27 protein-coding genes and 1 other RNA gene are annotated in these 25929 nt (G+C 47.0%); 16 read left to right on the top strand and 12 right to left on the bottom strand.

Annotated features, from left to right (window positions below; genetic code table 11):
- Positions 1 to 771: 771 nt before the first annotated feature.
- Together ffs and M1D72_RS12140 are read right to left on the bottom strand one after the other, a co-directional pair.
- An RNA gene (gene ffs, locus M1D72_RS12145) (signal recognition particle sRNA small type) lies at positions 772 to 868 on the bottom strand.
- Between the two features lie 138 nt (positions 869 to 1006).
- Positions 1007 to 1753 (bottom strand): VP0952 family biofilm-associated protein, encoded by a 747-nt coding sequence (locus M1D72_RS12140; protein ID WP_456297018.1) that lies wholly within the window; start codon positions 1751 to 1753, stop codon positions 1007 to 1009.
- A gap of 189 nt (positions 1754 to 1942) precedes the next feature.
- Here M1D72_RS12140 and M1D72_RS12135 point away from each other — a divergent pair, with 189 nt between their 5' ends.
- Complete coding sequence (locus tag M1D72_RS12135; protein WP_456297017.1) at positions 1943 to 2245, top strand: MGMT family protein; 303 nt, start codon at positions 1943 to 1945, stop codon at positions 2243 to 2245.
- A 214-nt stretch (positions 2246 to 2459) separates the two neighbouring features.
- Here M1D72_RS12135 and M1D72_RS12130 read toward each other — a convergent pair whose 3' ends face one another.
- A complete protein-coding gene (locus tag M1D72_RS12130) occupies positions 2460 to 2888 on the bottom strand; it encodes a YbaY family lipoprotein (RefSeq protein WP_390190698.1) in 429 nt (142 codons plus the stop codon).
- 184 nt (positions 2889 to 3072) lie between these two features.
- Here M1D72_RS12130 and tesB point away from each other — a divergent pair, with 184 nt between their 5' ends.
- Positions 3073 to 3933 carry an acyl-CoA thioesterase II gene (gene tesB / locus M1D72_RS12125; protein ID WP_456297016.1) on the top strand — a complete coding sequence of 287 codons (861 nt, stop codon included), beginning with the start codon at positions 3073 to 3075 and terminating at the stop codon, positions 3931 to 3933.
- Between the two features lie 41 nt (positions 3934 to 3974).
- Here tesB and M1D72_RS12120 read toward each other — a convergent pair whose 3' ends face one another.
- Positions 3975 to 4454: an Lrp/AsnC family transcriptional regulator gene (locus tag M1D72_RS12120; protein WP_390191872.1), complete on the bottom strand. Its 480-nt coding sequence runs from the start codon at positions 4452 to 4454 to the stop codon at positions 3975 to 3977.
- A gap of 135 nt (positions 4455 to 4589) precedes the next feature.
- On the opposite strand from M1D72_RS12120, the gene M1D72_RS12115 reads away from it, so the two are divergent.
- Positions 4590 to 5666: a PLP-dependent cysteine synthase family protein gene (locus M1D72_RS12115; RefSeq protein ID WP_456297015.1), complete on the top strand. Its 1077-nt coding sequence runs from the start codon at positions 4590 to 4592 to the stop codon at positions 5664 to 5666.
- Between the two features lie 9 nt (positions 5667 to 5675).
- On the opposite strand, the gene fliJ is transcribed toward M1D72_RS12115, so the two are convergent.
- Genes fliJ through M1D72_RS12075 form a run of 8 tightly spaced genes read right to left on the bottom strand, consistent with a single transcriptional unit; the run spans position 5676 to position 13682 of the window.
- On the bottom strand, positions 5676 to 6119 hold the full coding sequence (fliJ, locus tag M1D72_RS12110) for a flagellar export protein FliJ (RefSeq protein ID WP_390190701.1): 444 nt from the start codon (positions 6117 to 6119) through the stop codon (positions 5676 to 5678).
- A gap of 12 nt (positions 6120 to 6131) precedes the next feature.
- On the bottom strand, positions 6132 to 7463 hold the full coding sequence (fliI, locus tag M1D72_RS12105; protein WP_390190702.1) for a flagellar protein export ATPase FliI: 1332 nt from the start codon (positions 7461 to 7463) through the stop codon (positions 6132 to 6134).
- 11 nt (positions 7464 to 7474) lie between these two features.
- Positions 7475 to 8278 carry a flagellar assembly protein FliH gene (fliH, locus tag M1D72_RS12100; protein WP_390190703.1) on the bottom strand — a complete coding sequence of 268 codons (804 nt, stop codon included), beginning with the start codon at positions 8276 to 8278 and terminating at the stop codon, positions 7475 to 7477.
- A gap of 5 nt (positions 8279 to 8283) precedes the next feature.
- The gene (locus M1D72_RS12095; RefSeq protein WP_390190705.1) at positions 8284 to 9285 is read right to left on the bottom strand and encodes a flagellar motor switch protein FliG; all 1002 of its coding nucleotides are present in this window, start codon (positions 9283 to 9285) and stop codon (positions 8284 to 8286) included.
- Entirely contained in the window at positions 9266 to 11032 is a 1767-nt protein-coding gene (fliF, locus tag M1D72_RS12090; protein WP_456297014.1) for a flagellar basal-body MS-ring/collar protein FliF, read from the bottom strand. Before fliF ends, M1D72_RS12095 begins: the two co-directional genes overlap by 20 nt.
- Positions 11033 to 11035: 3 nt before the next feature.
- The gene (gene fliE / locus M1D72_RS12085) at positions 11036 to 11395 is read right to left on the bottom strand and encodes a flagellar hook-basal body complex protein FliE (protein WP_390190707.1); all 360 of its coding nucleotides are present in this window, start codon (positions 11393 to 11395) and stop codon (positions 11036 to 11038) included.
- Between the two features lie 14 nt (positions 11396 to 11409).
- Positions 11410 to 12741, bottom strand: a complete 1332-nt coding sequence (locus M1D72_RS12080) for a sigma-54-dependent transcriptional regulator (protein WP_456297013.1) — start codon at positions 12739 to 12741, stop codon at positions 11410 to 11412.
- A complete protein-coding gene (locus M1D72_RS12075) occupies positions 12741 to 13682 on the bottom strand; it encodes an OmpA family protein (RefSeq protein WP_456297012.1) in 942 nt (313 codons plus the stop codon). Before M1D72_RS12075 ends, M1D72_RS12080 begins: the two co-directional genes overlap by 1 nt.
- 415 nt (positions 13683 to 14097) lie before the next feature.
- Here M1D72_RS12075 and M1D72_RS12070 point away from each other — a divergent pair, with 415 nt between their 5' ends.
- The 13 genes from M1D72_RS12070 to M1D72_RS12010 all read left to right on the top strand — a co-directional run bounded on the left by M1D72_RS12070 (position 14098) and on the right by M1D72_RS12010 (position 25916).
- Positions 14098 to 14922: a FliM/FliN family flagellar motor switch protein gene (locus M1D72_RS12070; protein ID WP_456297011.1), complete on the top strand. Its 825-nt coding sequence runs from the start codon at positions 14098 to 14100 to the stop codon at positions 14920 to 14922.
- 56 nt (positions 14923 to 14978) lie between these two features.
- Positions 14979 to 15395 (top strand): flagellar motor switch protein FliN, encoded by a 417-nt coding sequence (gene fliN / locus M1D72_RS12065; RefSeq protein ID WP_456297389.1) that lies wholly within the window; start codon positions 14979 to 14981, stop codon positions 15393 to 15395.
- Between the two features lie 11 nt (positions 15396 to 15406).
- The gene (fliP, locus tag M1D72_RS12060) at positions 15407 to 16165 is read left to right on the top strand and encodes a flagellar type III secretion system pore protein FliP (RefSeq protein WP_456297010.1); all 759 of its coding nucleotides are present in this window, start codon (positions 15407 to 15409) and stop codon (positions 16163 to 16165) included.
- A 14-nt stretch (positions 16166 to 16179) separates the two neighbouring features.
- Complete coding sequence (gene fliQ / locus M1D72_RS12055; protein ID WP_390190714.1) at positions 16180 to 16449, top strand: flagellar biosynthesis protein FliQ; 270 nt, start codon at positions 16180 to 16182, stop codon at positions 16447 to 16449.
- Positions 16449 to 17225, top strand: coding sequence for a flagellar biosynthetic protein FliR (gene fliR, locus M1D72_RS12050; protein ID WP_456297009.1), 777 nt, complete (start codon positions 16449 to 16451; stop codon positions 17223 to 17225). The genes fliQ and fliR overlap by 1 nt, the downstream gene beginning before the upstream one ends.
- Positions 17222 to 18352: a flagellar biosynthesis protein FlhB gene (gene flhB, locus M1D72_RS12045; protein WP_390190717.1), complete on the top strand. Its 1131-nt coding sequence runs from the start codon at positions 17222 to 17224 to the stop codon at positions 18350 to 18352. Before fliR ends, flhB begins: the two co-directional genes overlap by 4 nt.
- A 36-nt stretch (positions 18353 to 18388) precedes the next feature.
- Positions 18389 to 20482 (top strand): flagellar biosynthesis protein FlhA, encoded by a 2094-nt coding sequence (locus M1D72_RS12040; RefSeq protein ID WP_456297008.1) that lies wholly within the window; start codon positions 18389 to 18391, stop codon positions 20480 to 20482.
- Positions 20475 to 21287, top strand: a complete 813-nt coding sequence (locus M1D72_RS12035; protein ID WP_390190720.1) for a diguanylate phosphodiesterase — start codon at positions 20475 to 20477, stop codon at positions 21285 to 21287. The genes M1D72_RS12040 and M1D72_RS12035 overlap by 8 nt, the downstream gene beginning before the upstream one ends.
- A gap of 178 nt (positions 21288 to 21465) precedes the next feature.
- Positions 21466 to 22293, top strand: a complete 828-nt coding sequence (gene lafA / locus M1D72_RS12030; RefSeq protein ID WP_390190721.1) for a lateral flagellin LafA — start codon at positions 21466 to 21468, stop codon at positions 22291 to 22293.
- Between the two features lie 474 nt (positions 22294 to 22767).
- On the top strand, positions 22768 to 24108 hold the full coding sequence (gene fliD / locus M1D72_RS12025) for a flagellar filament capping protein FliD (RefSeq protein ID WP_456297007.1): 1341 nt from the start codon (positions 22768 to 22770) through the stop codon (positions 24106 to 24108).
- Between the two features lie 21 nt (positions 24109 to 24129).
- Positions 24130 to 24516, top strand: coding sequence for a flagellar export chaperone FliS (fliS, locus tag M1D72_RS12020; protein ID WP_390190724.1), 387 nt, complete (start codon positions 24130 to 24132; stop codon positions 24514 to 24516).
- Positions 24509 to 24817, top strand: coding sequence for a LafD (locus M1D72_RS12015; protein ID WP_456297006.1), 309 nt, complete (start codon positions 24509 to 24511; stop codon positions 24815 to 24817). The genes fliS and M1D72_RS12015 overlap by 8 nt, the downstream gene beginning before the upstream one ends.
- Position 24818: 1 nt before the next feature.
- Positions 24819 to 25916 carry a flagellar hook-length control protein FliK gene (locus M1D72_RS12010; protein WP_456297005.1) on the top strand — a complete coding sequence of 366 codons (1098 nt, stop codon included), beginning with the start codon at positions 24819 to 24821 and terminating at the stop codon, positions 25914 to 25916.
- Positions 25917 to 25929 lie beyond the last annotated feature (13 nt).

Here is a 25929-nt window from a genome sequence, read left to right as displayed (position 1 = left end):
CCGCCTCCAAACTCTTTCTCCATCGCTTTTCATTTCACTAAGCAGTCTGCACTGATAAAGCTAAAAATGAGGCCATGTCGATGGCATTGGAGAGAAGATAGTTTTCACGCATGAAACCTTCGCCATGTGTTAAAGGTGACAACTGAACTGGAGGAGATAAAGGTGGTATTTAACGATGAGCCATGATAGCGAGCTTTGTCCTGAGGGCATTTCTGACCTTTCACGGATGTTTTGAAGCCTTCACGATTGATAGCGAGAAAACAAACGGTTCTTCGTAGCCAGCCCGAGATTTTTAAGTCCAAAGCTTTTTATTAATGTATGTTACTAAAGCAATTTTTGTATTTGACATATATCTTATTCGCTTAATTAGGCCTAAATAAAGTGACTAAATAAGGAATAAAGAAAAAGCTATCACAGGATAAAGATGAAGGAATTAAATCGAAAAACTGAGAAGATCTTGAACTAAATATTTAATCAATAACTCATTGCTTGAGCTATCGCTACTATACACGATATACCCACAATAGATATTCATTTCTTGATTATATTTTATTGCGTTATCAATCATAGGGTTACCAATAAACATTTAAAGATAACCCCACTCAGATGTTGAGCTTGTTATTCCATCAGTAAACATTAAAAACACAATCTTAAATATGTCATCGTGAATTAAAGATATCGCTAGCCTAACAACGCTATTAGCGAATAGAGTGATATAAAAATAAAAGGAATAAAAAAGCCTACAATAAATTGTAGGCTTTGAAGGGGTGGAGACCCCAGCCACATCCCGGCACACAAGTCACACGCTGCGGCTGCTTCCTTCCGGACCTGACCGAGTTCACATGCTATTGTTGCGGGAGGACCAGGGCCTCCATAGATTCTGTTTCTTAAGCGCTTAACGCCAAAGAGTGGGAGGATTATTCATTATCCCACTTCGCATTGCAAGGGGTGAGCGCAATAAATTACTCGAACTCTGCCCAACTGATTAGCATTTAAACAAACCGAGCTAATACTCATCACTCTCTTCATCTTCTGAGATCAGATAGTCTGTCATCCACGCCGTCGCGAGCAGGCACAGCCAAATGACAAACACGGGATCAGGCACCTCGGTATCAGGAATCACCATCAAGGATGCAAAAGCTACCGTTGGCAGTGTCCAACACATTAAACTGCCCCAATCAACCTGCTCACTTTTGGCACGGCTTAAAAGCTCCATCACAGCAAACATCACAGTAATCGATAAAGCCAGAACCACCGCGTAATACCACTGAGATACCCACAGAGGCAGAAGTAAAAGAAGCGCCCACCAGCGACGGTTTTGGGTTGGTTGCCAGTGGCGAGAAGACCACCAAGCGACCACCACACAAAAAAGCTGAATGAGAGAAAGTAACGCGCTACCTTCCAACTTACCGTTTGCTTGAGTCGCCATTACGCCAATCCAAAGCGTCATTACCACCATGGAGGAAACCACCACCACAACCGTATTACTGCGCGCTGAAAACATCACCATTAGTAGCGGAAAAACACTCCATACCACCACGGATAAGGTGACTGGCTGGTCAGGCAGCGTCAACGCAAACACCCCCATCGCCCCAAGCAGAGCAAACCCTGATACTTTCGCTTTAGGTAATAACCATAGCGCCGGGATCATCAGCGCCAACAGCGGCACCTCTCCCTCACTTAAACTAAACGAGCGCGCACAAGCGATGGCCAATAGCGCAGTGACGATAAATTGAAACGTGGATAGTAGCATGCCCTTCCCTCTTTTATTTGCTCTTACTTCACTCAGACGCTATCCGTTGCGTCGATGGGTATTCTGTGTCTCAACTTAGGGTGTTAAGATTCATTCAACCTAGAGTGAATCTCCACCGCCTATCGCGCAGCGTACCGAGTGAATGGAAGCATCCGTTCCTTGGTAAAAATGAATTAGGACGTTTTAAGTATGGATCAATTTTTGGCGCAAATCTTTGCTGTTATTCAACAAATCCCATCCGGTAAAGTCATCACTTATGGTGAAGTGGCCAAATTGGCCGGGTATCCAGGCTACGCAAGGCAGGTGGGAAAGGCTCTGGGCAACTTGCCTGAGGGCAGCAAATTACCTTGGTTTCGAGTGCTCAATAGCCAAGGGAAAATTTCGTTAAAGGGAGAAGATTTAATACGCCAGCGCCGAGAACTGCTCGCCGATGGGGTTGCGGTAAGCGCAAGTGGTAAAGTGAATTTAACCACCTACCGGTGGCATCCTTAGCGCATGGTTTTGTCTCTGCGCCTAGCGCTAGCGGTAAGCCACAAACAAAAATGCCCTGCGCCACATTACGTGCACAGGGCATTTTAAATCATGATGACAAAGAAATAGTCACTCATTCTTTATTGGAGGACGGGAAAATTCGGAAAATCCTGACATCGAATAGATAAACCAACGAATGAGTCCCGTTTCATTATTCCGTTCGGTATCGTTACGATTAACCTTTAACACCGATCAGTTGCAAATTCACTTTTTCGGTTTCTCGATCATCGGTAATCACCGGGTAGCGAGTATCGGTAATAAAACGTAAGCGTCCGTTCACCTCAATCCGCGCACTGACGGTATACGTGTGGCGGCTATCAATTTGGCTTTGATCATACAAAAGCTCAAAATTAAAAGGCACTTGCGCACCACGCGTTTCAAACTGTTGGGAGGTGAGAATTTTGGCCGGCGCATCTGCTAAAGAGACGTCTGATAAAGTTACGGTGACGACCGCATCATCAGGCAGCGCGAAACGCTCGCGGTACATTAAGCTACCATTAATACTTTCCACTTTATTCATGGCGGTTTCACTATCGGAAGTTTGACAACCAATCAGGGTCAAGCCTAGCACAATTGATATAACTGCTTTGAACGTCTTTTTCATAACGCCTCTCTAATTCTTAATCATTAAAAAGCAGTATATGAAGCTCCTGAGTCATTGTCATGAGACGCAGCAAGGGTTTGACAGTAATTTAACCTCCCAACACAATCTTGACTTTGCATAGCGTTTCCAGCGATTTATGTTAACCTCAGCACGTTAAATGTCAGAAAATCAGTGAGGAACAATTATGGGTAAGCCGTTAGACGACTTATTGAACCTGTTGCAGTTAGAAAGACTGGAAAAAGGCCTGTTTCGTGGACAGAGTGAAAACCTTGGTTTACCTCAGGTATACGGTGGTCAAGTTATCGGTCAAGCCCTTTCTGCGGCACGTTATACCGTCGCAGACGATCGCACTGTGCATTCTTTCCATAGTTACTTTTTATATCCAGGTGACCCTGAAAAACCGATTATTTATGACGTTGAAAACTTACGTGATGGGAAAAGTTTCAGCACACGCCGCGTGAAAGCGATACAAAACGGTCGCCCGATTTTCTACTTAACCGCCTCCTATCACGGTGATGCCCCTGGATTTGAACACCAAAACACCATGCCAGACATTCCAGGCCCTGAAAATTTTGCTTCTGAATCTCAGCTTGCAGAGCAAATTGCTCACCTTCTCCCCGATGCAGTAAGAAAAATATTCTGTGGTGAGAAGCCAATTGAAATGCGGCCTGTCACCGTGGTCAATCCTCTCAAGCCAGAGAAAGCAGAGCCAAAGCAATATTTGTGGATTCGCGCCAACGGTGAAATGCCTGATGACCAGTTAATTCATCAATACTTACTGGGCTATGCCTCAGATTGGGGCTTCTTAGTCACCGCACTGCATCCACACCAAGTGACCTTAATGACGCCAAAATTCCAAGTTGCGACCATTGACCACTCCATTTGGTTCCATCGCCCATTTAAGATGGATGACTGGCTGCTGTACGTGATTGAAAGCCCGACCGCCAGCAATACGCGTGGTTTAGTACGCGGTGAAATATACAACCGTCAGGGCGATTTAGTCGCAACCGCTGTTCAAGAAGGTGTGATGCGCTTTAAATCATAACACTCCAAGAGTCTGGCTCAGCGATTGTGCTGAGCCACGGATTAAGGCACCAATGGCAATGCTGTGGTGTATTTGAGAGGTTCCATGGCAAAAGTTGAAGTCACATCAGATAAACCTTGGACTGAGTTAACCAACTTTTTGTAAAACAGATCAAAACACGCCATATCTTTGACTTGGACTTTCATCATATAGTCAAACTCCCCTGCCATACGATAGAACTCCATCACCTCGGGAAACTCACTCACTACCTCAACAAAATGGTGATACCAATCATGTGAATGATCACAGGTTTTAATCATGACGAATGCAGTAAACGCAAGATCCACTTTTTCAGGGCTCAGCAGTGCAACGCGCTTCTCTATCACGCCGCTCTCTTCAAGCTTCTTTAAGCGCTTCCAGCATGGGGTTGTCGTCAGATTCACTTTCTCAGCCAAATCACTGAGTGATAACGTGCCATCTTGCTGCAGCAGTGCGAGCAGTGCTCGGTCAGTGGCATCCAATGATAAACGCTCTACTTCCATTTCTTCTAAACCTAACATTAGGAGAATAATTTTCTCCATTTAAGCGTAATAATAGGTATTTTTGCAAAGCTTTTCTCTTCATTCACAGATACATTATTTCTATCGTCATGTTTCAAATCGAATCGAGGAAAGATCATGTGCCGTGACCATAAATGGATGAATGATGCCGTTCAAACCATTGAAGCCGATTACCAACGCTCGGCAGATACTCACTTATTAAAACTAGATTTGCCTTGCTTGCCTGATATCGATATTTATCTAAAAGATGAGAGTACTCACCCAACCGGCTCACTCAAACATCGCCTGGCACGTTCGCTGTTTTTGTATGCCATTTGCAACGGCTGGATTGGTCCGAATACGCCCATTATCGAATCATCTTCGGGCAGCACTGCCATTTCAGAGGCCTATTTTGCGCGCTTACTTGGCTTACCGTTTATTGCCGTAATGCCAAGCTGTACGGCACGTAAAAAAATTGAACAAATTGAATTTTATGGCGGAAAAGCACATTTGGTCGAACATGGCGATCAAATTTATGCCGAGTCTCATCGCTTGGCGCGCGAACTTGGTGGTCATTATATGGACCAGTTTACTTATGCCGAACGTGCCACAGATTGGCGCGGCAATAACAATATCGCCAATGCGATTTTTGACCAGATGCAACTTGAGCGTTTCCCTGTACCAAGTTGGGTTGTGATGAGCGCCGGTACGGGAGGAACCTCCGCGACCATTGGCCGCTTTATTCGTTATCAAAAACATGCCAGTAAGCTATGTGTGGTTGATCCTCTCAACTCGGTGTTCCATGATTTTTATCGTAGCGGAGATGCTCGCCTAACCTTAAATAGCGGCAGTAAAATTGAAGGAATCGGTCGACCACGTGTGGAACCTAGTTTTATTGCGAGTGTGGTTGATGAGATGCGAACCGTTGAAGACAGAGCCAGTATCGCCACCGTTTATTGGTTAGAACAATTACTGGGGCGTAAGGTTGGCGCATCAACGGGCACCAACGTTTATGGCGCGCTACAACTGGCCAGCGAGATGGCGAAGCGCGGCGAGCGCGGCTCTATTGTCACCTTGCTGTGTGACAGCGGTGAGCGTTATCTTGATACTTACTTTAACCCCGAATGGGTTGCGAGCCACATTGGTGATATTGAGCCTTATCGCCAGCAGTTAGATGATTTTCAGCGCACAGCAACGCTCAATGCATTGGGGTAATTCATCCCATCACAGCACGTCGCGCTGTTTAAGACGGGAGTTGATAATATCTTCAATCAGCTTCTGCTCTCGCTTGGCGCGCTCGTAATTTTGTTTTTTTTGCCAACGTTCAAGCACACTTTCTAAACCTTTAACGCGAGCGTGCTTATCTTCTAATTGTTTTTGCACCGAGAGACATTCGGCTTCCATCACCGCCTGCTCCTGGCGGTGATGCACCAATAACTTTTGCAGCATCTCGTCAACATGGTTTAAGTTCATCAACGCGGCACTGTTTAACACTGGAGTGCGAAAAGCCGATTCTCCAGTATGCAGTTTAAGGTCATTGAGCATTTGCATTTGATGCTGAAGATGTTGGTTTTGCTTACGCATCGCGTCTAGCTGAAGCCCAACATCATCACGACGCTTTTCTTCTACCTGATGCAATTTACCCACAGCTTGAATTTTTGAGTCCATTCGGTTGATATCCTAAAGCGTTTGAAAAAGCTGAGCGAGCTCAGTCAGACTGGTTCGATAATCGACCGCTTCATTTGCCGACTGCTGGAGAAAGGCTTTCATCTGCGGGTACATTTGTACTGAGCGATCTAGCTCTGGATCTTGCCCTGGCTGATACCCACCCAATGGCAGCAACTCCTTGACCTGCAAGTAGTTCGAATACAGTTGACGAAACTGATTGGACACCGTGGTATGCACCTCTTGGGTACACGCCGACATACAGCGGCTTATTGAGGCATTGATGTCAATCGCCGGATAATGACCTTGTTCCGCTAATTGGCGAGACAGCACCACATGCCCATCTAAAATCGCGCGCGCCGAGTCAACCACTGGGTCTTGTTGGTCATCGCCTTCCGCTAACACGGTATAAATCGCCGTCAGGCTGCCTTGTTGGTTGTCGCTGTTTCCGGCACGTTCAAGTAACTGAGGTAAAATACTGAACACGGATGGCGGGTAACCACGAGAAGCTGGCGGCTCGCCTAACGACAAGGCAATTTCACGCTGCGCCATGGCGTAGCGGGTCAGCGAGTCCATAAGCAGCAATACGTCTTTGCCTTGATCACGGAAATACTCGGCCACACGGTGACAAAGTAGCGTTGCACGCAGACGCATCAGTGGCGATTCATCGGCTGGCGCAACGATCATAATCGCTTTTTTGCGTGCCTCGGGCGATAAATTACGCTCAACAAATTCGCGCACTTCTCGCCCACGTTCACCAATTAGCCCCACCACAATAACATCCGCTTCGGTATTTTGCGTGATCATTCCCATCAAAATACTTTTACCTACTCCACTGCCGGCCATCAGGCCAATGCGTTGGCCTTTTCCGACGGTGAGCAAGCCATTAATGGCGCGCACTCCAACATCTAACGGTGTATCGACCGGGCGGCGCTTTAGAGGGTTGATGGCACGAGGTTCGAGCGAAACGCGATCGCCACCTTTAAAGGCAGGGCCGTCATCAAACGGTTCACCGAGTCCATTGACGACGCGTCCGAGCCATTGATGACTAATAAGCACCGTGCTGTCACCATCAAGTGGCACCACTTTGGCCCCGGCGAACAGCCCGCCAAGACGGCGAATCGGCATTAAATAAGCGATGGTGTGGTCAAAACCTACCACCTGCGCTTCAATCATGTCGCCTTCCGCGGTTTCGACCAGGCAACGTTGTTCGAGCTTAAAACGGCAACCGACCGCCTGAAGCATTAACCCGTTCACTTTAACAAGACGCCCCGTTACTCGCGCAACGGGGACAGAATCCAGTGAAGCTAATGCATCGTTTAAGCGGTCAGTTAATTGAGAATTCATGCCATCCTGGCTCACTCAGACACCTCCTGCTGTGTCACCTGAGGCTGCGCCTCAGCGTCAATATCCACTTGTGACGTCATCTCTGGGTCGGTGACAGAAGGCACGGTCGTTTCATCCAATAGATGCTGTTTCACATTATCCATGCACGCTTCTAACCGCGAGTCACAGCTCGCATCGGCTTCGGCGTGTTCGGTTTCCAAATGACATCCCCCCACGGGTAAGTCTGGGTTCGGCACTAAACGCCACTCTTTCGGCAACTCTGCATTCACTTGGCGAATACGATCCAAATCTTGTGGGTTTAAGTGCACCGTCACTTGTTCAGATTTACCGGGCATTGCGTGCAAGGTTTCGTCAACCAGAGATAGGATCTGCTGGGGCATCAAGGTCAACTCGGCGCGAATAACCTGCTGGGCCACTTTCTGAACCAACTCGCAGATAATGTGGCGTTGCTGCTGTTCACGCTCTTTTTGCCAGCGAGATAAGGTTTGAAACAGCTCGTTAACTGGCTTCGTAGCGTCCAAAAAAGTCTGCTTGCCGGACTGCTCGCCAGACATAAACCCTTTTTGGAACCCCTCTTTTTGCCCTTCGGCTAGGCCTTGTTGCATACCTTGCGCCATACCTTGACGCAAACCTTCTTCATGGCCTTGATTCAACCCCTGTTTAAAACCCGCTTCCAGCTGACGCTGAATATTAGCTTGAGTCTCTTTTCCGTTAACGACTTCCGCCGCTTGCTCTTCCACACTTGGCTGGGCTAGCGGTGGAAAGCGATGTATTCGATATCCACTATTGGGTAATCGCAAATTCTTCTCCCCCATGGCGATTACTCCACAGTCGGCTCTTGATAGAGCAGCAATTCGATTTCACCCGCATCAGACAGTTCGCGGACAATCTGCATGATCTCTTGGCGAGCCTGCTCAACGCGGCTAAGTGCCACCGCACCGCGCAGCTGCATGTCATCTTCCAACGACTTAACCATACGTTGTGGCATAGAGCGTTTAATCGCTTGCTGTAGCGAAATTTCTGCGCCTTTAAGCGCAACGGCCCACAGTTCGAGCGGTACTTGCTGCACCAAGCGGTCCATCGTTTCTTCGCGCTGGCGACCGAGAACCATAAAGTCAAACATGTTCTGCTCGATTTGACCGACAATTTCCTCGTCTTGTAGACGCAGCATTTCCATCAGCATTGCGCGGTCACCGTCATAGCGGTTGATAATATCAGCCACTTGTTTAACACCTGAAACGGGTGCGCTTTGGGTAATCGAGATATTTTCAATGCAGCGCTCAATCAAATCATTGAGGTCAGTGGCGACTTGGTGATCAATATCCTGTAAGCGCGCGATTCGGAACAACAACTCATCGTGATAGTCAGAAGGCAATTGCTTAAGGACCAACGATGAGGTTTCTGACGGCAAATAAGCGAGAAAAATCGCCTGCATTTGCGGGTGTTCCTGACTGATAAATTTCGCCAACATCTCAGCATCAACCCATTGAAGTCGCTGCATATTATTGCGAATTTCATCACCATAAAGGTCGTTAAGTAACCCTTTGGCGAGATCGTTGCCCAGCGCTTTACGCAATGTGTTTCGCAGGTAATTCTTCGATGCACCACGAATACCACTTTGCTCACTAAAGTCTTCAAAAAAGCGCTGAATCACCACTTTGGCATTGTCACTTTTAATGCCGTTTAATTTTGCCATCGCTTTGGTTACGCGCTGGGTTTCATCACGGCTAAAGTGACGTAATACTTTCGCCGCGGCATCTTCGCCCATGCCAAGCAAGACGAGTGCGGTTTGCTCTACTGGTTTAAGCGTCTGATTCTGCATCTGTTTGTCCGTCTTCTTCGCTGTGCTCGTTTACATTCACCCATTGTTTCAATACTTCGGCGACGCGCTCTGGCTCTTCGTCCGCAATGAGTGTGAGGTGTTTCAATTGAATTTCGAGTGGAGAGCCTGGTGCAGGCAGCATTTCATTACTGACATCCAATCCAGATGTCGAGGAACTGATGCCCTTCTCTGACAAGCGCCGGTTAAGGTTTTCCTCACGTTCGCGCTCTTCACGAGTTTGCAATTCGTAATCTTCTTGATCGATATCTTCTTGTGCTTCGAGCTCTTGCTCTCGGCGATCCGCGCCTGTCAGGTGCATGATCAGTGGACGCAGAACAAAGAAGATCATCGCCAATCCAAGCAGACCACCAATAACGTAACGCAACGGCTGCTGCACGGTTGGATCTTGCCACCATGGAATTTCCATCGGCGCTTCGATTTCTACCGGCGTGAAGTTAAAGCTCATCAAGCTGATGCTATCGCCACGCTCGGCGTTAATGCCGACCGCGTCACTGAGCATCGTTTGAATCTCGGTACGTTCAGCATCTGTCCACGCGTCACCGTTTGGCGCCGCTTCACGGTTTAGCAACACAGAAACGTTGATCTTACGGATCTGGCCTTGCTGGTATTGAGTTTTACGAATACTGCTGCCCACTGCGTATTGACGATTTACTTCGTTACGCGAGTTGGTGTTTTCGCTGTCATCGGTTGGGCGCTCACCCGTCACTGGCGGCTCATTACTTAATGAACCAGGAACGCCAAGGGCAATTTGGTCAACGGAGTTGTTCTGAATCGTGTGTTCGTTACGTACCACTGGGTTGTTATCAACCACTTCTTGGGTCTCTTCAACGCGGCTAAAATCAAGATCTGCGGCAACCTGAACGCGAAAGTTACTCGGGCCGACAATCGGCGTCAGCATATCTGCAGCGCGCTGAATGATTTGTTTCTCAACATCTTTTTGGTATTCCAAGAACTTGGCATTCACTTTACCTGATGTTTCTGAGCCAACATCGGCACTGAGCAAACGCCCGTATTGGTCAACCACTGACACGTGCTCAACGGCCATTCCGGTCACGCTTCCGACCACCAAGTTGATGATCGCTTCCACTTGATCTGGTTTAAGATCTTGCCCTGGCTTAAGCTCAAGCATGACTGATGCCGATGGGCGTTCGCCATTTTGACGTACAAATAAGGTCTGGCGTGGAATCGCAAGATGCACACGAGCATTCGTCACTGCATTAAGTGAAATGATAGTACGGACTAACTCCCCTTCTAAGCCGTGTCGATAGCGTGCAGTCTCCATAAATTGGCTGGTACCTAGCGAGCTGTCTTCGCCCAGAGAATCTAAACCTGTAGGAAGCTTAGCCTTGACGCCTTTCGCAGCCAATAGCATACGAATGCGTGCAACTTCACCTTCCGGAACCAGTACTTGGCCATTTTGTTCCTGCAAACGGTAACGAACGCCTTCGGTCTCCAACACCGATACGACTTCGCCGATATCGAAACGTTCTTGCTGACCATACAGTGGACGATAGCTTTGCGAAGAGCTCCACAGCACGACAACAATAATCGCGGCAACGATCGCCGCCATCACCGCAGAAAGCACTAAGTTACGCTGGCTACTCGACCACAGCTGTTTAATTTTGTTGGTCACCTGAGTCATCGACTCAGAGCCCAAATTCGGTGAAACAGGGGTAGGTGTCGCAGGTAACGGGGTGGTTGTAATTTGAGTAGATAAGTCAGACATGTTTTACACCGGCATCTTCATGATATCGTCAAATGCGCCCACGACTTTGTTGCGAACTTGCAGCAAAGCATCAAAAGACAGGCTCGCTTTTTGGCTCGCGACCATCGCCCCAACCAAATCGTCACTTTTACCGGTTTCAACATCGGTCATCGCCGTACTAGCGATGGACTGGTGTTCATTGACCACGTTAAGCACGCTGGTTAATGCGTTTGAAAATGTCATCGGTTGATTCAGTTTCACTTCCTGCACGTCTAACGGGTTTTGGCTCACCATAAATTCTGGTGTGGCACGTACGCTCATCGCGTCCATTTTTGCCAACATCAGCTGCTCAGCTGAGAGTGGGTTTGTATTAAAATTATCCATAGTGTTTCTCTCCTTTAGGCGGCTGAGCCTAGGACTGACTGTAAATCGATACCTTGTTCACGCATCGCGGCCAACTTATAGCGCAGTGCGCGTGTTGATACGCCGAGCGCGTTCGCCGTTTTTGTGCGGTTACCACCGTATTGGCGAAGCTTGTCGAGAATGAAGTTGAACTCAGCTTGTTTCTTGGCTTCGACATGCCCAAAGCTTTCATGGCTTTTGACTTCCATTGCAGGGCTTTGGATTTCAATAGGTAGCATCAAATCTTGCGCGGTGATGTAGTCGCCATGGCGCATCACTAACGCTCGTTGAATCACGTTCTCTAACTCGCGAATGTTGCCTGGCCAGTTATATTGGCTAAGCGCAACTTGCGCATCTTGCGACAGGTGACACTGGCTTTTGTCTTGATATTTTTCGATGAAGAAGTGACTGATCGGGAGAATGTCTTCTTTACGTTCTCGCAATGGCGGCCAATGCAGCGGCAGCACATCCAAGCGGTAGTAAAGATCTTCACGAAATTGGCCTTTTTGCACTTCCACTCGTAGATCTTTGTTGGTGGCAGCAATCACTCGAATATCGAGCTTAATCGCTTTATGGCTTCCCACACGCTCCACTTCTCGTTCTTGAAGGACACGCAATAATTTGGCTTGTACGCCCGGTGACATCTCGCCAATTTCATCAAGCAGAATCGTGCCCCCATTGGCTTCTTCAAACTTACCGCTTTGCGAAGACGTCGCGCCAGTAAAGGCCCCTTTCACATGCCCAAACAACACAGCTTCCAACATGGTTTCAGGAATCGCCGCACAGTTTACTGCCACAAACGGCCCGTCATGACGAGGGGATTGTTCATGAACGTAGCGTGCCAGTACCTCTTTGCCGGTGCCGGACTCGCCAGTGATAAGTACACTCGCGTTAGTGCACGCCGCGCGGTGGGCCAGTTGCAGGACTTGTTTACTGCGCCAAGACTCGGCAACAAAATTCGCCATCGGCTTATCGAGCGCTTCAACACGGCGAATTAAATTGAGTAACTGTTTGGCTTCAAAAGGTCGAACTAAGTAGTCTGTTGCGCCCGATTTCATTGTATCGGCAGCCAAAATGCCTTCTTCTTGGTCAACAATGGCAATGGTTGAGCTCTTTTGTCCTTGACGATGATGACACGCCACCCACTCACGCATTCCCATATCGGGTAATGTTGAACTGACGAGCGTGATCGCCGCTTTTGCTTCAAGCAGCGCACTACGCCCAGTACGAGCATGACGGACACGATAACCCGCCTGGATTAAGATCGATTTGATCGTCTCTGCATGATGTTCATTGGGTTCGACCAAAAGGATATCTGTACTAGCCATTATTGAACCTTCCCTGTGTTATCTTCGATGGATTGCTCAAAAACCACTGGCTCATTGTTTCTTACCAGTCGAATGCTGACTCGTCGATTCTGCGCCTTGCCGATCGAACTGTTGTTATTGGCGATTGGGTAGCGCGAGCCGTGAGCACGAACTTCTATCATTTGTTCGGGTACACCATAATCATTCAGCATCTTCTCTACAGCTTGGGCGCGAACACGTGACACTTGTAAATTGGTCACACTGGCACCGACATTATCGGTATGACCGTCCACCAACACTTTGGTGACCGTGTCATCGGCTTGAATAAAACTGGAGAGAGCCTTGAGGTTTTGACGTTGTTTCTCTGTCAGATCTTCTTGACCGATATCGAAATACAATCGTGTATCTCGCGCTTGCGCATAAGAGATATCAGGCAAAGCGGACTGACACCGCGTGAATTGGTCGTAGCTTGGTTTAAAGCGAATCGCAGGTAGCCGAATATCAGCTAAAGGAAGTGCGGGGTCATTGCTCAACTCGATATTAATCCAGTTCCCCCTTTCGACAGAATGAATTAATTCTCCTACTCCGCGTCGAAATTTAATTTTATTCGATCTTGGTTCAAGAAAGCCTTCAGAAATAAAATCTTTCTTACTTGGCATCCAAGGGGGAGCCAATTTAAATAATTGGGCGTTGTTTCCAAAAATGGCTTTATTATTCACGTCCAACTCTAAAGTAACTTGACGGTTTGTAATTGCATGAAAATAGATTTCCCCGACCGACTCTTCTTTATGAAAGAGCGTGCATTCCAAATGTTCTTGTCTAAAATCCCATTCAGCCAAATCCATTGGAACCTGAATCACATTATCTGCTCGAGCCAATGAAGAAAAAATAGGCAAAAGCATAAAAATGGCAGAAAAATAAAAATTAAACCTTGGTTCAAATTTCTTTTTTTTACTTTTCACTGACATTACTGAGCTATAAAAATATGCCATGAAAGTAACTTTGTTGGCATACATAATCATATTGCAACCTTCATTCAAAGCGAACTGACCAAAATAGACAACTTAAGGACAACACCCAAAGTAACTACCTGATAAAAAACAACATATACATTTTAGAATCAATATCACTCTTTGTTCAAAACTGGTCATTTTTATATCAAAAAGAAAAGCAAATACTCTTCTATTAATAATAATTCTGACTCGAAGCTACTCCGTTTCTAAATTCTTTTGAAGCCCCCAATATATATTAAAACCAACATTCGAACTAACTTCACAAACTTAAAAACAGAAGCTAAAAACAATCATTAATCTCTGTATAGACTAGAGTCCAAATTGTTTAATTAGTTTCGTATTACAAAGAAACGGTAAAATATAAATGCCAATAACTCATCCAACGTCGGATCAATCAGAGCAAGAATTACAAGCACTAAACGTCGAGCTTCTTGGTAAGCCGATTAATGTAATTCGAGAAAAATTAGAAGCTATCATGATGGATATGTGTCATGGGCTGACTCACCAATTACAGAATTGGTTAAAGACAGACCAAGTAAACGTGACACTGCAGCAAATGAATTTACACATGCTTGCATCCAGTGAGTTAGCTCAAAATAAAACCTCGACGCTACGTCATGACGCTGGCGGGCACATCTATGTGTATACGGCACCTGAGTTATTGCTAAAACTGTCCGACCGTTTCTATGGTGCAAGTGTGGATCGCGCCGACGTTCCCCTAACCAGCAGTGATTTTCGATTTCAAGAACGTCTTGGCAAATACATCAGTGGCTGGGTAGCACCAGAAAAAACCTGGAAAACCACCCACTTTGAACCAAGCCATGGCGTTGGCATTAAAACGGTTTTAACGCTGACGCTGGATGAAAAATACTATGAGTTTTATGTCGAGCTCGACAGTCTGTTCGTCCACACCTTGGTCGAAGAGTTGGAGTTGCAACCGAGAAAAGATCTTGGCGCACTGTTCAATAGATCTCTGACGGCAACCCCTGTCAAAGTCAACGTACTACTTAGTAAAAAAACCTTAGCGTTAAGTGATGTGTTAACGCTGCAACCTAACGATATTTTACCGATCGAGCTGCTTGCCAAAGCGCCAGTTAGTATCGGGACTCAACACCTATTCTCTGGCCGCGTCGCGGATCAGGACGGGCAATTAGTTTTGATTTTCAACGACGATAAGGATTCTCAGTGATGAGTGACACACCGGAGCAAGCTGAAAACACCATGGCAAATGAAACGACTCCAGAAATGGCTGCAGAAGCAACACCAGAATCAGCAGCGGAATTTAAATCGGATGTTCCCTTTGAAAGCGATGCGTTAAATTTCGATGATTTTGATCTTGAAGATTTTGAAGAGCAAGACAGCACCCCGCCGATTGAAGAAAAAGAGATTGAGCCAACAATTCCAGAGCGCGATCTCAGCTTTTTCAAACATATTCCAGTCACGGTGACGCTCGAAGTAGCCAGCAAAGAGATCCCACTTGGCGATCTGATGAAAGCGGGCGAAGGCAGCGTGATTGAATTGGATAAACTGAACGGCGAGCCATTGGACGTCAAAGTCAACGGTTCTTTGATGGGCCACGCAGAAGTGGTGGTAGTCAATGATAAATACGGGCTGCGTTTAATTGATGTATTAGATTCTGCATTGACGTCGATGGGCGAGTAGCGAGTATTGTTATGACCAAACGCGCGCGCTCGTTAAGCTGGCTATTGCCAGCGCTGCTCCTTTCTGTCCTGTTTTCTGCCGCCTCTTGGGCTGATGACGGAGGCTTAACGCTGTTTACCGTCTCTGACGGAAGTTCCGATCAAGAGTACAGCGTGAAGTTGCAAATTTTGCTGTTAATGACCGCGCTGAGTTTCATTCCAGCCTTTGTGTTAATGGCCACCAGTTTCACGCGTATTATTGTCGTTTTGGCGATTTTGCGCCAAGCACTTGGCTTGCAATCGAGCCCACCGAACCGCGTGTTAGTGGGCATCGCTTTAACGCTCTCACTTCTCATAATGCGACCAGTTTGGTCAGATATTTACGAACATGCATTCGTTCCTTATGACAATGGTGAGATTACGTTGATGGACGCGTTTTCCATCGCTGAAAAACCGATGCGTGAATTCATGTTGGCACAAACCCACCAAACCTCACTTGAGCAGATGCTGCGCATCGCTAACGAACCGGTCGACCAAAACGTCGACGATATTTCGTTCGCGGTGATTCTTCCTGCATTTGTCATCAGCGAACTCAAAACCGCCTTTCAGATTGGATTTATGTTGTTTATTCCTTTTCTGATCATCGACTTGGTGGTCGCCAGCGTGCTCATGGCAATGGGGATGATGATGCTCTCACCACTGATTGTATCACTGCCTTTCAAACTGGTGGTGTTCGTCTTAGTTGATGGCTGGGCAATGACCGTCGGTACTCTAACCGCCAGTTTCGGATAAGCAAGGAGCGCTTTATGACCCCAGAGATGACCGTCACCCTGTTTTCTAACGCCGTGTGGCTGATTATTTCGATTGTGGCGGTATTGGTGGTGCCGGGCCTGATTGTGGGCCTCGGTATCGCAGTATTCCAAGCTGCCACTCAAATCAATGAACAAACACTGAGCTTTCTTCCCCGTCTGCTTGTGACCCTGTTGATGGTCATTTTCGCCGGACACTGGATGCTTGAGAAGATCATGGATCTCTTTGCTTACCTGTTTTACAACATTCCCGGGATGATTGGCTGATGGAGGTCACCTTTGCGCAGCTATCAAGTTGGCTTGGCCAATATTGGTGGCCTTTTTTTCGCATTGGTGCCGTATTCTTATCAATGCCTTTTTTTGGTGACTCTTTAATTCCACTCTGGGTTCGTACGCTTCTGGCATTTTCACTCGCCGTGGTTGCAGCGCCGCTGATGCCAGTGATGCCAGCCGTCGACCTATTTTCTCTGAGCTCGCTGTTTTTGGCATTTGAGCAAATCATTTGGGGCTTGATGTTCGGTCTCATCATTCACATGTTGTTTACCATTTTCACCATGCTCGGCCAGATTGTCTCTTTGCAGATGGGCCTGGGTATGGCAATGATGAATGACCCGGTGAACGGCATGTCTGTGGCGATTTTAGGACGTATCTTTCTGATTTTTGCCACCTTACTGTTTCTTTCATTGGAAGGTCACCTGCTGGTGATCGACATCATCGTACAAAGCTTTCGCGCGTGGCCTGTGGGGTCTGGGCTTAGTGAACTCTCGTTTAAGGGTATCTTGTCGATCTTTGGCTGGATGTTTAGTTCCTCATTGGCGCTGGCTCTACCAGCAATTGTTTCCATGCTGTTAACCAACATTAGTTTCGGGATCATGAACCGCGCCGCGCCAAGCTTGAACGTTTACGCCCTGGGTTTTCCGATGACCATGCTGCTCGGTTTATTTGCTGTGCTGATTTCGATTTCTGGTGTGCCCGCCCGCTACACCATGCTGGTTCACGACGCATTAAATTACCTCAACACCTTTATATTGGGAGGCGTATGAGCGAACAGAGTTCTTCTCAGGATAAAACCGAGCAGGCCACCCCCCAGAAAATCCGCAAAGCGCGTCAGGAGGGGCAAGTGCCTCGCGCCAAAGACTTCACGACAGCGGTGATTTTCCTCGGTGTGGCGGTTTTTTTCTACAGCCAGTTTCAACTGGTGTGGGGCAATATTAAGGGGGTATTTCAATTCAACATGGCGCTCACCAAGCAAGAGCTATCACAACCCAACATGATGATTGAACACCTCGGTAACAGTTTGGGCATTATGATGGAAACGCTCTTGCCGCTGTTTATTGTGATTGTGATTGTCACCATCGCCAGTACGTTGGTCATCGGCGGTTGGATTTTTCGTCCGGCGAATGTTCAACCAAAATTCAATAAGCTCAATCCTATTAGCGGTATCAAGCGAATTTTCTCCACACGATCACTGGTTGAACTGATCAAATCCTCGCTCAAAATTGCCGTCGTGTGTGGCGTGTTATACGGCTACCTCAACAACCACCTTCAACCACTATTAGGCATGCAGCGTCTGCCCCTTAGTCAAGGCGTCTATGTGGTATTAAAAATTCTATTTGAAGGTCTATTGCTGATGGGATTGGCATTGCTGCTGTTTGGTTTTATCGATATTCCTTATCAGCGTTGGGAGCACCTTAAAGAGCTCAAAATGACCAAACAAGAGGTCAAAGAAGAGCACAAAAATAATGAAGGTCGTCCAGAAATCAAGCAGCGCGTACGCCAGATTCAACAGCAATTTGCGCGGCGTAAAATAGAGAAAATGGTCCCTAAAGCAGACGTGGTGATCACCAACCCGACCCACTATGCAGTGGCGCTTAAATATGACCCTGAACTCTCAGAGGCGCCGTTTGTGGTCGCCAAAGGTGTGGATGAAACCGCGATGCACATTCAGCGTATTGCACGGCAAAGTGGAGTTGAAGTTGTCACGTCACCACCGCTAACTCGTGCCATTTACCACACCACCGCCATTGAGCAGGCGATTCCAAGTCAGTTGTATATCGCGGTGGCGCACATTCTAACTTACATCATCCAACTTAAAGATTTTCGTATTGGCAAAGCAAAGCGCCCAATGCCTTTGCCAAGCTTCAAGATTCCGAAAAATTTGCAACATTAATTTTGCACAGCACGACACGAAGGACGGACATACATCATGCTGAATTGGTTTAAACAACTCCAGTCATCGGGTAAAGGCTATCTTGGCATACCATTAGTGCTATTGATGGTATTAGCGATGGTTATTTTGCCATTGCCACCTCTGTTATTGGATGCGTTATTCACCTTTAACATTGTTTTGGCGATTTTAGTGCTGCTCGTCAGTACCACCGCCAAACGCCCACTCGATTTTTCAATTTTCCCAACCATTCTCTTGGTTGCTACCCTACTACGGTTAACGCTTAACGTTGCCTCAACACGTATTGTATTGCTGGAAGGTCATAATGGCGGTGACTCCGCGGGTAAAGTGATTCAAGCCTTCGGTGAAGTGGTGATCGGCGGAAACTATGTGGTCGGTATGGTGGTGTTTGTCATCTTAATGATCATTAACTTCGTGGTGATCACCAAAGGTGGCGAGCGCATTTCGGAAGTATCAGCGCGTTTCACTCTTGATGCCTTACCAGGTAAACAGATGGCGATCGATGCGGACTTAAACGCGGGCCTGATTGATCAAGAGAGCGCACGACAGCGCCGTAAAGAAGTCGCCAATGAAGCAGACTTTCACGGCTCCATGGACGGTGCTTCCAAGTTTGTACGCGGTGACGCCGTCGCCGGTTTGATGATTCTGTTCATCAACATTCTCGGCGGTATTTCCATTGGCGTATTTTCCCATGGCTTACCAGCATCAGAAGCGTTTAAAACCTACGCTCTATTAACCATTGGTGACGGCTTAGTCGCGCAGATTCCTTCACTGTTGTTGGCAACAGCCGCTGCGATTATCGTGACTCGTATCAATGATACCGATAGCGGTATGTCGGAAACCATGCATAAGCAGCTGCTTGCCACGCCGGCTACTCTGTTTACAGTTGCGGTCATCATGCTGGTGATTGGTCTGGTTCCTGGCATGCCACATTTGGCGTTTTTTGCCTTTGCAGCTGCACTCGGGTTTGCAGGTTGGCGGCAAAATAAGAAAGTGGCTCAAGATCCCCAGCTGGATGAAGTGGAAGCGCTTAGCCACGCAATGCAACACGATGACAATACTCCGCTAAGCTGGGATGACCTACCTCATGTCCACAGCCTTGCGTTGTCACTGGGTTATCGATTGGTTCACTTGGTGAACAAAGACCAAGGTGCACCATTGAGCCAACGTATCCGCGGCTTAAGACGAAACTTGTCTGAACAAGTTGGCTTTCTATTACCAGAAGTGCGCATTAACGATAACTTAAATCTCAAGCCAAATCAGTACACCATCGCGCTCAACGGTGAAGTCATCGAACATGGGTTTATCGAGCCTGAACGTTTGATGGCGATCGCCGTCGGCGAAACTTATGGTGAAATTGACGGGATTTTAGGAAGTGACCCTGCGTATCAATTACCTGCGGTATGGATTCAATACCAAGATAAAGCCAAGGCGCTGAATATGGGCTATCAAGTGGTCGATGATGCCACCGTAGTGAGCACTCACATAAGCAAAGTAATGAAAACCAATCTGTCGGAACTGTTTAACCACGATGACGTTGATGCGATGAATCAACGCTTGGCGCAGCAAGCACCGAAACTCTCTGAAGCGCTGGGCGCAGCGCTCAATGCTTCGCAGCAGCTCAAGGTCTATCGTCAACTTTTGATTGACCAAGTTCCTCTCAAAGATATTCGCACCATTGCCAATACCATGCTAGAGTCCACCGAACGTTCCAAGGACCCAATTTTAATTGCCGCAGACGTACGCTGTGCGCTTCGCAGAACCATCGTTAACCTAATCGCAGGGCAACGAGATGAACTAAATGTCTATGCTTTGGCAGACGATTTAGAACAAATGTTAATGGCGTCGCTGCAGCAAGCCCAAAGTAATGGTAACGTGTCTTTGGATAGTTTCCCGATCGAGCCGAACATATTAAGCCAATTGCAGCAAAACCTGCCTTTGATTAAGCAGCAGCTTAAACAGCGTGGTTTTGCACCGATTTTATTGGTCATGCCTCAGCTTCGACCGTTACTGGCCCGCTACTCAAGAACCTTTGCCCAAGGATTGGCGGTGCTGTCCTATAACGAAATACCAGAAAACAAACAGATAAACGTGGTGGGTAACCTTGGATAATTTATCAAATTACCGATCTTTGTATCAAAAGATTCACAAGCTGATGGAGGAGTACATCGTCACTGATGATGATCAGCTTGTGTTTGATGCTTTTGAAAAAAATGATATTCGTCATGCTTGCCAAGCGATCCGTGCAACACAAAGTGGTGAGGTGGAATTTCAACACCTGACCTTACGCTTTGGTAGCCAGAACGAACAGAGTGTGTATCAATTTGATCTCTCTGATGAGATGTCATACTGCCTTGATCTTTACAGCTTATACCTGGCACTGCGTCAAACTCAGTTCCAGCTCGAGACGTTCCATCCAGACTTAATCAGTAACGTGGTGGTGCCCATACGACTTGATGCCCTGCTCTGGGAGCATGGTCAGGTATTTATCGACCATGTGATGAGGTTTAGCGCTCATGCCTTTAGCCATTTAGTACCATCGCTACAAATTCCAATGTCGATGGCACGAACGGGCTTTATTGATAAGCTCATAGAGGATTTCAAAGAGAGAGCGTACGCCGTTTGGTTTGAAATCTCTTCGAAAGACAAAGACTACACCCTCATCACTTACTACAAACCTCACGCCTTAAAACTCTCCGGCACCTTAGAAAATAAAGAAGACCGCGCAGCACTCCTACCGCTTATTCGCTTTTTTAAACGCTACCACTTCCCATGGGTCGCAAGCCGCGTGGGTACCCAAGCCGAATTGAACCAATATCGACTTTTAGGCGCAAGTTACTATTTTGGCTACTTCAGTGATATTCCAACCTCAATGTCTTTTAAAGCATTCAGCGATGAAGATAACGAAGTTTGGTAATGTTAATTTTGCCAATAAACGACCAAATGCCCGCTTTTTATGGAATCTAAACCACAAAAAACGGGCATTTTAAAAAAAACTCAAATTTTTATTAATCATTTTCAAACCGCAACCGCCTCTAGTTAGTGAACAAAGGGTTTATCCCAGAGCCTGTATAGTGAAAACCAAGGAGACTTGAATGGCTTTATCAATGCACACTAACTACGCTTCGCTAGTTACTCAAAACACTCTGAACAACACAAACGGCAAACTCGATACAGCAATGGAACGTTTGAGTACCGGTCTACGCATCAACTCTTCAAAGGATGACGCTGCTGGCTTGACTATCTCGAACAAACTTGAAGCTCAAAACCGCAGTATGTCTGTTGCAATGCGCAACTCTCAAGATGCAATCTCAATGCTTCAAACTGCCGATGGTGCACTCGAAGAGCTAACCAACGTTTCTTACCGTATGAAAGACCTTGCTACGCAAGCAGCGAACGGAACAAACGGTGAAGCAGAACTTAAAGCACTAGACTCTGAATACCAAGAGCTAGCGAAAGAAGCGACTCGTATCCTAGAAGAAACGTCTTACGGTGCGGGCATGAAACTGTTGAAAGACGGTAAACTTGACGATGCTATCGACTTCCAAATCGGTACCTCTGCAAACGAAACGTTGACGTTCGACCTTTCTGACCAGCTAGGTGGTGTTGACTTCTCTACCGTTGGTGAGTTGGATTCAAACGAAGCAGCAAACGGCCAAGTTGACGTTATCAACGGTCTGTTCGACACAGTGAACACAGTACGTTCTAAACTCGGTGCAAACATGAACCGTCTAGAACACACTATCAATAACTTGGCGAACATCTCTGAAAACACTGCTGCAGCGAAAGGCCGTATCACGGATGCTGACTTCGCAGTAGAGTCTTCAAACATGACAAAGAACCAAATGTTGATGCAAGCTGGTACTACGGTTTTAACTCAAACCAACCAGATTCCATCAATGGCTATCTCTCTACTTCGCTAAGTGGTATTGAAGATAACAATCTCTATCTTGCATATTTTTGTCTCCTGCTGACAATCAACAGATCATTTGATTTCAAATGGTCTGTTATTTTTACCAGAGACAATTTAAAGCCCGAGTGTTCGCCTTTGACACTCGGTTTTTTTATTTTAAGCAAACATAAATCAACGAAGAAATATCTTTTCTACCACGCTCAGTTCTTTTTTTGAATCATCATCACATTGGCTTTAACAAGTCCCTTCATCGTATTTCATTCACTTAATTACTCCTATTATTTGTCGCTTTATTTAGTTGATGGTGTCTGTATTTTTCGCGAGGAAAGCGGAATAAAAAACAGAGGAAACAACACTTCCTCTTTGCATTCAAAAACACCATAACTTAATGATTTTTAATGTTTATTTAAATGGCATATAAGTTGCTAATTTGAATATTCAATCGTAATCATGCGAAACACTGATTATTCACAGGAGCGAACGGATGAGTTCAATAGACCCAACTTCAATGGCGCAACAAATGGCTACCTATGATGTAAAGCCATTTCAAGACCGTTATAAAACTCAAGCCGATTCGTATAAAACTCAATTAAATGAATTGGGGGATGTGGAAGGTAAAATTCGCGAATTTAGACAGACCGTTAACAATATGAACGGGATGAATAACAGTATCGTCAAAAATGGTACTACGGTTTCGCAAGAAGGCTTTGTTTCCGCAAGCACTAACCCAGGTGCGGCTACGGGCAATTATCAAGTGTTTGTCGAAAGCATCGCGTCCGGACATCAGTTAGCCGTCAATATGCCGAAAGATATTGACCCGCAAACCCAGATTCCCGTTGCCGGTCAATTAAACCTTACTGTTGGCGAAAAGACCATGACACTGGATTTAGCGTCACTGAATAAAGATCAAACCGGCCAAGCGAGCCTCTCTGAACTGATTTCTAAAATCAACAACAGCAGCGATAACCCGGGTATCAACGCAACATTATTGCGCTCTAACGGAGAAACCCATTTTATGCTATCCAGCACCGACACTGGTGCTGACAGCAAAATTTCACTTACAACCAGTGGTGTACAACAGCCTTGGTTTAATCAAGCGTTCGCTCAAACTCAAGAACTGTCGACCCCCTCTGACGCGGTGATTTGGCTTGGCGCTAAAAACAGCGGGCTCAAGCTCACCAGTGACACCAACACGTTTACTGATGCAATTCAAGGCGTCGACTTAACCGTTTCTCAGGCGCAAAAGCCTACAGACCGCCCACTCGTGATTAATGTCTCTCCAGATGAAGAAGCAACAACGGAGCAAGTTCAAGGGTTTGTGGATGCCTACAACAGCTTAATGTCGACCATCGACAAAAGCACAGCCGTCGGCGATGGCGAAGAAGTAAAACGCGGGGCGCTGGCCAGTGATCCAACCCTGCAGTCATTTGAAAGCCAACTAAACCGTGTGGTGCGCAATCAATACAACGGTCGACTCCTCACTGAAGTCGGGATCAGCATCAATCGAAGCGGCACCATGCAGCTCGATAGCAACAAATTCTTGGAAGCCCAACGTAATAACAGCGCTCAAGTTGAAGCGATGTTTAACGGTCACGGCGCCCTACTCGATTCTGTGGAATCACTGGTTAAACCTTATTTGCAGTTTTCTGATGGTCTGTTCAAGTCGCGTAAAGACGCCCTGCAACAAAACATCAGTCGCATAGATCAAAAACAGGCCGGCCTCGAGCGTAAATATGACCTTGTCTACGATCGCTACCTTAAACAATTTACCCAAATGGACAAGTTAAGCAAACAGATGGAAAAGACCCAGACCCTGTTCGCTTAATCGACCCCAAGGAGAAGCATTATGTTAATGGATTCAGGCTACGACTCTTATCAGCAAGTCGATCTTGATGCCCAAGCGGCCGCAGCTAACCCACATCAACTTGTCGTTATGCTCATCAACGGCCTGCTCGACGAAATTGAGCGCATTCGTGGACACATGAGTGCAGGACGTTTGGCAGAAAAAGGCGCCGCCATCAATAAATGTATGAATATTTTGATTGGTCTCGACAGCGCGCTAGATGAAGAGAACGGCGGAGAAATTGCCGAAAGTCTCCATCAGCTTTATGAGTTTTGCCAGGTTGAACTGTACCAAGCGAGCGTTCAGAACAGTGATGAACGTTTGACCAACGTGGAACGTGTGATGACCAACATAAGAGAAGGATGGATGAATTTTGGCAGCTATGCATAACAAGGTATCGCCAGAGCGATTCCGCCACCTTTCAAGGCGGATACAGGTAGCAACAAAATTGCAAGATTGGAAAGCATTGCAACGCTACGATATGGAACTTCGTGAGCTACTCGAAAGCCACCAAATGTTCCTAGATGATCCACTGTTAGCCCCTGAGATTTCTCGCACTAAGGCCGTACACGAAGCAGCATACCGCTACCTCGCCAGTGCCACCGCAGAACTTAAGGGCGAACTCGAGTTGGTCAGCGCGCAGCAAGAACGTGCTTTAGCTTACCAACTTGCGACGACCATGGGGTATTAAGATGGTTCAAGCCGCATCACTCGCGACGCCGCCTGCTAAGTCGGCGTCCGATTCACAACAGACCGCGAAGGTTCATGACGCACGCAGCAGCAACGTCGATAAGTCGTCTGACAAACACGATAAGTTCGCGCTTAATAAAGAAAATAAAACCGACGGTGACGCATCAGCGCAAAGCGTTAATGACGGCAGTACTCACGCGCAAAATGACGCGTCAGACACACCGCAACAGTCGCAAAGCGCCGAAGAACTGGTCGCACTCATCGCTCAATTAGCCGCCAATCATGACGCTGCGCAGCAACCGCTAAAAGCGTCAGGTTCAAATAGCCTTGCGATGCAAGAACTGAGTGGTGGGAAATTTGACCCACTCGCCAAATTGCAAGCGAGCCAAACAAACCCTCTTGCAAGCTACGGCGCCGCAAGCTCATCGTTAAACGAGGGTGCGTTAGCCAATAGCCAGCTGATGGCCCAGCTTCAAGCCAACAGCAAACTCGATGCAAGTCCGGTTGACAGTAACCTGATTAAACTAGCCTCCGCCAGTGTTGAAGGCAATGCACTAAGCAGTAACGCCGCGTCAGCATTGTCTGCTGCGCTTGGGACCGGCTCGCCTGCTGCGCCGTCTCATGGCGCGAGCAATGCAAACCCAGCGGCCATGACCACGGGAACCGAATGGGCCAGCATGCGCATCGATACCCAAGCGGGTAAATGGGGCGAGCAAATGCTGCAGGTTCTTCAAGACCGCGTGACCTTACAAGCCCAACAAAATTTGCAAGAGGCGAAGATTCGTCTCGACCCACCAGAACTTGGCAAATTGGACTTGATGGTGCGGGTTGAAGGTGACCGACTCAGCGTGCAAATCCACAGTAACACGGCGGTCACACGCGAAGCGTTGATGCAAATTTCCGATCGCTTACGAAGCGAATTGCAAGATCAAAACTTTATGCATGTCGACGTCAATGTCAGCTCTGGTGAGGGCGGTAACAGTCAACCTTCACAACAGGAAGAAGACGCCACCATTTTTGCCGCACGGCGTGAGAATGACAACGCGTCCGATCCATTCTCCCCTAATTATTCTGAGCACTGGCTCAACACGCAAGCTTAATGCATAACGAGGA

Source organism: Vibrio sp. AK197, assembly GCF_053903115.1.
This window is presented reverse-complemented; position numbering and strand designations above follow the sequence as displayed.

Coding starts and splice junctions, on each gene's coding strand:
- M1D72_RS12135 (WP_456297017.1), top strand. CDS start 1,943: ATGGATCAATTTTTGGCGCAAATCTTTGCTGTTATTCAACAAATCCCA.
- fliE (WP_390190707.1), bottom strand. CDS start 11,395: ATGGATAATTTTAATACAAACCCACTCTCAGCTGAGCAGCTGATGTTG.
- fliI (WP_390190702.1), bottom strand. CDS start 7,463: ATGAATTCTCAATTAACTGACCGCTTAAACGATGCATTAGCTTCACTG.
- M1D72_RS12120 (WP_390191872.1), bottom strand. CDS start 4,454: ATGGAAGTAGAGCGTTTATCATTGGATGCCACTGACCGAGCACTGCTC.
- fliH (WP_390190703.1), bottom strand. CDS start 8,278: ATGGGGGAGAAGAATTTGCGATTACCCAATAGTGGATATCGAATACAT.
- tesB (WP_456297016.1), top strand. CDS start 3,073: ATGGGTAAGCCGTTAGACGACTTATTGAACCTGTTGCAGTTAGAAAGA.
- M1D72_RS12015 (WP_456297006.1), top strand. CDS start 24,509: ATGCATAACAAGGTATCGCCAGAGCGATTCCGCCACCTTTCAAGGCGG.
- fliN (WP_456297389.1), top strand. CDS start 14,979: ATGGCTGCAGAAGCAACACCAGAATCAGCAGCGGAATTTAAATCGGAT.
- M1D72_RS12070 (WP_456297011.1), top strand. CDS start 14,098: ATGCCAATAACTCATCCAACGTCGGATCAATCAGAGCAAGAATTACAA.
- M1D72_RS12140 (WP_456297018.1), bottom strand. CDS start 1,753: ATGCTACTATCCACGTTTCAATTTATCGTCACTGCGCTATTGGCCATC.
- lafA (WP_390190721.1), top strand. CDS start 21,466: ATGGCTTTATCAATGCACACTAACTACGCTTCGCTAGTTACTCAAAAC.
- fliP (WP_456297010.1), top strand. CDS start 15,407: ATGACCAAACGCGCGCGCTCGTTAAGCTGGCTATTGCCAGCGCTGCTC.
- M1D72_RS12040 (WP_456297008.1), top strand. CDS start 18,389: ATGCTGAATTGGTTTAAACAACTCCAGTCATCGGGTAAAGGCTATCTT.
- fliS (WP_390190724.1), top strand. CDS start 24,130: ATGTTAATGGATTCAGGCTACGACTCTTATCAGCAAGTCGATCTTGAT.
- M1D72_RS12095 (WP_390190705.1), bottom strand. CDS start 9,285: ATGCAGAATCAGACGCTTAAACCAGTAGAGCAAACCGCACTCGTCTTG.
- fliD (WP_456297007.1), top strand. CDS start 22,768: ATGAGTTCAATAGACCCAACTTCAATGGCGCAACAAATGGCTACCTAT.
- fliQ (WP_390190714.1), top strand. CDS start 16,180: ATGACCCCAGAGATGACCGTCACCCTGTTTTCTAACGCCGTGTGGCTG.
- fliJ (WP_390190701.1), bottom strand. CDS start 6,119: ATGGACTCAAAAATTCAAGCTGTGGGTAAATTGCATCAGGTAGAAGAA.
- M1D72_RS12130 (WP_390190698.1), bottom strand. CDS start 2,888: ATGAAAAAGACGTTCAAAGCAGTTATATCAATTGTGCTAGGCTTGACC.
- M1D72_RS12080 (WP_456297013.1), bottom strand. CDS start 12,741: ATGGCTAGTACAGATATCCTTTTGGTCGAACCCAATGAACATCATGCA.
- M1D72_RS12010 (WP_456297005.1), top strand. CDS start 24,819: ATGGTTCAAGCCGCATCACTCGCGACGCCGCCTGCTAAGTCGGCGTCC.
- flhB (WP_390190717.1), top strand. CDS start 17,222: ATGAGCGAACAGAGTTCTTCTCAGGATAAAACCGAGCAGGCCACCCCC.
- fliF (WP_456297014.1), bottom strand. CDS start 11,032: ATGTCTGACTTATCTACTCAAATTACAACCACCCCGTTACCTGCGACA.
- M1D72_RS12115 (WP_456297015.1), top strand. CDS start 4,590: ATGTGCCGTGACCATAAATGGATGAATGATGCCGTTCAAACCATTGAA.
- fliR (WP_456297009.1), top strand. CDS start 16,449: ATGGAGGTCACCTTTGCGCAGCTATCAAGTTGGCTTGGCCAATATTGG.